This is a genomic window from Aeromonas sp. D3 (genome assembly GCF_027705025.1).
GTDB classification, from domain to species: Bacteria; Pseudomonadota; Gammaproteobacteria; order Enterobacterales; family Aeromonadaceae; genus Aeromonas; species Aeromonas salmonicida.
Genome location: NZ_JAPDBE010000006.1, coordinates 1 through 2,704, shown reverse-complemented (window position 1 = coordinate 2,704; position 2,704 = coordinate 1). Strand labels below are relative to the sequence as shown.

Genomic DNA, 2,704 nt, shown 5'->3' with positions numbered 1-2,704 from the left:
CGGGATAAATGGTTTATCAATCTGAGTTGACCAAGGGATAGCAAGCAGCGCTGGATCGCACTCTCAACGATGTGCCGCTTCTACGAAGTTCGCCCGCTTATCTGCCGCGAATTCGAGATGGGAGAGCCCGACTGCGTCGACGAGCGGGATAAATGGTTTATCAATCTTAGCTAAGCAGACCTAAGCCGGTTTCGCGGCCAGCTGCTGCTTAAGCCAGTGAAGCGCCTCGTCAGTCTGCCCGAAGTAGCGAACCTCCTGAAACGGCAGGTCGTGGAATATCTGATCTGCCAGGTATTGCTTGAAGTTCCCCGCCAGCACTACAGCCAGAAAGGCGCAGCCGTTGGCGGCGCACCAGCCGAACTGGCGACGAAAACGGGCCAGTACCTCTGGCCCTGCTGCCTCAAATTCGGTTGCTACCTCGACGATTCCCCAGGGCGCATCACGCAACTGGGCGAACTGCTGGCTGAAGGCTGACTCATAGGCCATGGCCCCCATCAGATTGAAGGGACCACTCGGCTGACAGATCAGCACCTGTCCCTGCCGCTGCATCTTGAAATGACCGTGTGCTTGTAACGTCACGTCCGCCTCCTTCCATGGATTTTCACTGTGCCAGCACAGTCGGATGTTGCAACAAGGTAAGGATTTATCTACAAAAAGTCCATGCTACATCCAGCACCCTGACGCCGACTACGCCACCTTTTGACTCCCCGATCCTCACGCTGACGCTCTGTATCACTCCCAGAGCGAGCCCATCATGTTCTGTTGCAGTTAACAAAACGTTGCTGTTATCATCCGCGCCGCCACAAACATTCCACCAGCAGAAACGTTGGTCATTAGCGCAAGGATCAGAGATGAAAAACAGGGCCTCGAGCCATTACAAGCGGATCTGGCGCTGGCACTTCTACGCCGGCCTCTTCGTCGCCCCCTTCCTGATCCTGCTCTCACTGACAGGGATCGTTTATCTGTTCAAACCCCAGCTCGACAATTTGCTCTATCCCGAGCTGATGAAGGTGCCTCCCGCCGCCCACATCCTGAGCACCGATCAACTGCCGGGCAAGCCCCTTGGCGCCGATGCCCTCTGGGCCAAGGCACGGGCCACCATGCCGGACGCCAACCTGAGCAAATACCTGCCACCGGCCGCGCCGGATACCAGCGCTCAGTTTATCGTCACGCAGCAAGGCAATGAGCTCACCCTGTTTATGGATCCTGTCAGCGGCACCCTGCTCGGCACCATGGACAACAAGTGGAACTTGCAGGCGGTGGCTCGCGCCCTGCATGCCGATCTGCTGCTCGGCACCACAGGGGATCGGCTGATCGAGCTGGCCGCCGGCTGGGGCATAGTGCTGCTTGTCAGCGGCCTCTATCTCTGGTGGCCGCGCAAGGGCCCAGGGGTCGGCGGTATCCTGTGGCCACGGCTGAACCAGCGAGGACGCCTCTGGTGGCGCGATCTGCACGCCGTGGTCGGATTCTGGGGCGCGGGCTTCCTGCTGTTGCTGCTGCTGAGCGGCATGACCTGGACCGGATTCTGGGGAGCTCAATTCGCCGACCTATGGAATCGCTTCCCCGCCGCCATGTGGAACGAAGTCCCCAAATCAGCCCCTCTCGTCCGCAACCTCAACCATTCCCATGAACAGACTGTGCCCTGGGCGGTGGAGACGATGCCGATGCCGAGTTCACAGCCAGCAGCCAAGCGTCATGATCACAGCGCCATGCACCAGGGCGGCGAGCAGGATGACATTGTCATGGCCAGCCACCGCATTCCACTGCAACAGGTGGTGGAGATCGCACAGGCACGTCAGGTCAGCCCGGGTTACAGCATCACACCACCGGTCGGTGAGAGCGGCGTCTACACCATAGCCCTGTTCGCCGACGATCCGCGCAACGATGCCACCTTGCATATCGATCAGTACAGCGGCAAGGTACTGGCCGACGTGCGCTGGCAGGATTACGGCCCGGTCGCCAAGACGGTGGAAACCGGCGTCATGTTGCACATGGGCAAACTCTACGGCTGGCCACATCAGCTCGTCATGCTGGTCATCTGTCTGATGGTGCTGCTGAGCTCGGTAAGCGGCCTCTGGATCTGGTGGAGCCGCCGCCCGCAGGGGCGTCTCGCCGCCCCGCCGCTGCCTGCCAAATTGCCCCCCATGCGCGGTGCCATCGCCCTGCTGATCCTGCTCGGTATCGCCTTCCCGCTGGTGGGCGCTTCCATGCTGGTCATCTGGCTGCTGGACAGCCTCTTCTTCTCCCGCCGGGCCCCCAGATTGGCCCAAGCCAGCTGAGTGTCACTCACCCGAACGACGGGGTGACAACGCCATATGCAGGCAGGGCTCCTTCTTGGAGCCCTGCTTGTTTCATCCCTGTCCTACTTGCTCCCCTCGACCAACTGGAGGATCTTTCTGGCCTTCTCGAAATGGTCGAGTCTGTGAGTCTGGATCCACCAGGTCGCCGCCTCCATCAGCAAGTCGGGGTCGTCATTTCTGTTGGCGAAAAACGCATAAAAAGAGAGCCCGACCGTCTCCCCCTTCTGCGCTATTTTCTGGCGGCAAACCTGGCTGATTTTCTGTTTGAGTGACTCGCGCATAAGCCGTTCTCCTGTCTGACTGGTGACGTGCCAACAAGTCGCGTCAGTGTCTAGTCCTGAAATAGGTTTACACATTTTCGGCTAGCATTTCTCCACTCAGAACCCCCGATGTACTGCATCGGG

Annotated in this window: 3 protein-coding genes; 1 reads left to right on the top strand and 2 read right to left on the bottom strand. The window is 59.5% G+C overall.

Going from position 1 to position 2,704, the window contains the following annotated elements; translation table 11 throughout:
• Nucleotides 1–180 precede the first annotated feature (180 nt).
• Nucleotides 181–549, bottom strand: a complete 369-nt coding sequence (locus OKC28_RS05570) for a hypothetical protein (RefSeq protein WP_373967699.1) — start codon at nucleotides 547–549, stop codon at nucleotides 181–183.
• A 302-nt stretch (nucleotides 550–851) separates the two neighbouring features.
• Between OKC28_RS05570 and OKC28_RS05565 the strand changes: the two genes are divergently transcribed.
• Entirely contained in the window at nucleotides 852–2,279 is a 1,428-nt protein-coding gene (locus OKC28_RS05565) for a PepSY-associated TM helix domain-containing protein (protein WP_270688042.1), read from the top strand.
• 83 nt (nucleotides 2,280–2,362) lie between these two features.
• Here the strand turns inward: OKC28_RS05565 and OKC28_RS05560 are convergent, their stop codons facing one another.
• Complete coding sequence (locus tag OKC28_RS05560) at nucleotides 2,363–2,581, bottom strand: DUF6500 family protein (RefSeq protein WP_270688040.1); 219 nt, start codon at nucleotides 2,579–2,581, stop codon at nucleotides 2,363–2,365.
• Nucleotides 2,582–2,704: the final 123 nt, after the last annotated feature.

Bases quoted from the DNA above. Each gene is read 5' to 3' on its own strand.
- OKC28_RS05565 (WP_270688042.1), top strand. From the start codon at position 852: ATGAAAAACAGGGCCTCGAGCCATTACAAGCGGATCTGGCGCTGGCAC.
- OKC28_RS05570 (WP_373967699.1), bottom strand. From the start codon at position 549: ATGCAGCGGCAGGGACAGGTGCTGATCTGTCAGCCGAGTGGTCCCTTC.
- OKC28_RS05560 (WP_270688040.1), bottom strand. From the start codon at position 2,581: ATGCGCGAGTCACTCAAACAGAAAATCAGCCAGGTTTGCCGCCAGAAA.